This window comes from Pseudomonas batumici, from assembly GCF_000820515.1.
Classification (GTDB): Bacteria; Pseudomonadota; Gammaproteobacteria; order Pseudomonadales; family Pseudomonadaceae; genus Aquipseudomonas; species Aquipseudomonas batumici.
Map to the genome: position 1 here is coordinate 1 of NZ_JXDG01000124.1, position 2386 is coordinate 2386.

Below are 2386 nucleotides of genomic sequence, written 5' to 3' on the forward strand. Positions count from 1 at the left end.
CCCAGGGCGAAACCGAAATCGCCCTGGCGCAGATCTGGGCCGACTTGCTCAAGGTCGAGCAGGTCGGGCGTCATGATCACTTCTTCGAACTGGGTGGCCACTCGTTGCTGGCGGTCAGCCTGATCGGCCATATGCGCCAGGCTGGGCTCAGCGTCGATGTCCAGGTGCTGTTCAGCCAGCCGACCCTGGCCGCCCTGGCCGCTGCCGTGGGCGGCGGGCGTGAAATCGTCGTTCCGGCCAATGCCATCCCGGCGAGCTGCGAGCACATCACCCCGGATATGCTGCCCCTGGTCAGCCTCGACCCGTCCGCAATCGAACAGATTGTCGCCAAGGTGCCGGGTGGCGCGGCGAATGTGCAGGATATCTACCCGCTGGCGCCGTTGCAGGAAGGCATTCTCTATCACCATCTGTCAGCCGGGGAGGGTGACCCCTACGTCCTGCACGCCCTGTTCACCGTGCCGGACCGTCAGCGCCTGGATGCCTTTGCCGAGGCGCTGCAACGGGTGATCGATCGCCATGACATCCTGCGCACCGCCGTGCTCTGGCAAGGCCTGGATGAGCCGGTCCAGGTGGTCTGGCGCCAGGCCCGGTTGCAGTGCGAGGCTCTGGCGTTCGATCCACGTGCCGGTGATGTGGCCAGCCAGCTCAAGGAGCGTTTCGACAGCCGTCACTCGCGTCTGGACGTCACCCGCGCGCCACTGATGCAACTGGTGTTTGCCGAGGACGAAGCCCGGCAGCGCTGGGTGGCGATGCTGCGCTTCCATCATATGGCCCTGGACCATACCGCTCTTGAGGTGGTCCGCCATGAAATCCAGGTGCACCTGCTGGGGCAGGCCGCGCAGTTGGGCAGCCCGGTGCCGTACCGCAACTATGTGGCCCAGGCGCGCCTGGGCGGGTGTCGGGAGGAACACGAAGCGTTCTTCCGCGACATGCTCTGCGATATCGATGAGCCGACCCTGCCGTTCGGCTTGCAGGATGTGCAGGGCGACGGTCATTCCATCGAGGAAGCCACCCGGGTTCTGTCGCCGGCGCTGAGCCTGCGCCTGCGGGCTCGTGCCCGGCAGTTGGGCGTGAGCGCCGCCAGCCTGGTACACCTGGCCTGGGCCCAGGTATTGGGCAAGGTCTCTGGTAAGCAGGAGGTGGTGTTCGGTACCGTGCTGATGGGCCGGATGCAGGGCGGCGAAGGGGCCGACCGCGCATTGGGGATGTTTATCAATACCTTGCCGCTACGGGTTGCCGTGGGCGGGCAGGGCGTGCGCGCCGGGGTCAAGGCGACCCACGCGCGACTGACCGCGTTGTTGGGGCACGAACATGCGTCCCTGGCGTTGGCTCAACGTTGCAGCGGCGTAGCCGCGCCGACACCGCTGTTCAGTGCCTTGCTCAACTACCGCCACAGTGCCGTCGCCAGTGTTTCCGAAGAAACCGCGCTGGCCTGGCAGGGGATCGAGACCCTCGGTGGCGAAGAGCGCACCAACTATCCGTTGACCTTGAACGTCGATGACCTGGGCGAGGGCTTTAGCCTGAATGTGCAGGTCAACGCCGAAGTGGGGGCCATGCGGGTCTGCGCCTATATGGAGGCGGCGCTGGAGCATCTGCTTCAGGCGCTGGAGCAGAACCCCGAGGCACCACTGAGTGGCCTGTCGATTCTGCCGGCCGACGAGCGTGAACAGCTGCTGGTGGCGTTCAACGATACGCTGCTGGATTATCCGCAGCAGCAGACTGTCCATGGTTTGTTCGAAGCGCAGGTAGAGCGTACGCCGGATGCCCTGGCAGTGGTGCATGGCGGGCGCCGCCTGACTTATCGCGAGCTGAACCAGCAAGCCAACCGCCTGGCCCATGCCCTGCGTAAACAGGGTGTGCAACCGGATTCGCGGGTGGGGATCTGTGTTGAGCGTGGGGCCGAGATGGTCGTCGGCCTGCTGGCGATTCTCAAGGCAGGCGGCGGTTATGTGCCGTTGGACCCGGCTTATCCGGTAGAGCGGATTGCCTATATGTTGCAGGACAGCGCCCCGGCGGCGGTCTTGGTTCAGGCGGCTACCCAGGCGTTGTTGGCGGGCGTTTCGGTGCCGGTGATCAATCTTGATCAGGGCACCTGGCAGGATGAGTCCGTCCAGAATCCGCAGGTGCCGGGGCTGACTTCGGCGCATTTGGCGTACCTGATCTACACCTCGGGCTCGACCGGTCTGCCCAAGGGCGTGATGATCGAACACCGCAACACGGTGAACTTCCTCAGCTGGGCCCACGCCGCGTTCGATCACGCGGCACTGCAGGCTGACACAAACCCTGTGGGAGCCGGCTTGCTGGCGATGGCGTCCGAACAGGCGCTGCAAGACTCACGGGCCTCATCGCTGGCAAGCCAGCTCCTACAGGGGCTGGGTTCGGTGTT

1 protein-coding gene is annotated in these 2386 nt (G+C 65.2%); it reads left to right on the forward strand.

Translation table 11 applies throughout. The features are described from left to right. The coding region (locus UCMB321_RS29000) for an AMP-binding protein (protein WP_245220870.1) at nt 1–2386 on the forward strand (2386 nt) is incomplete at both ends.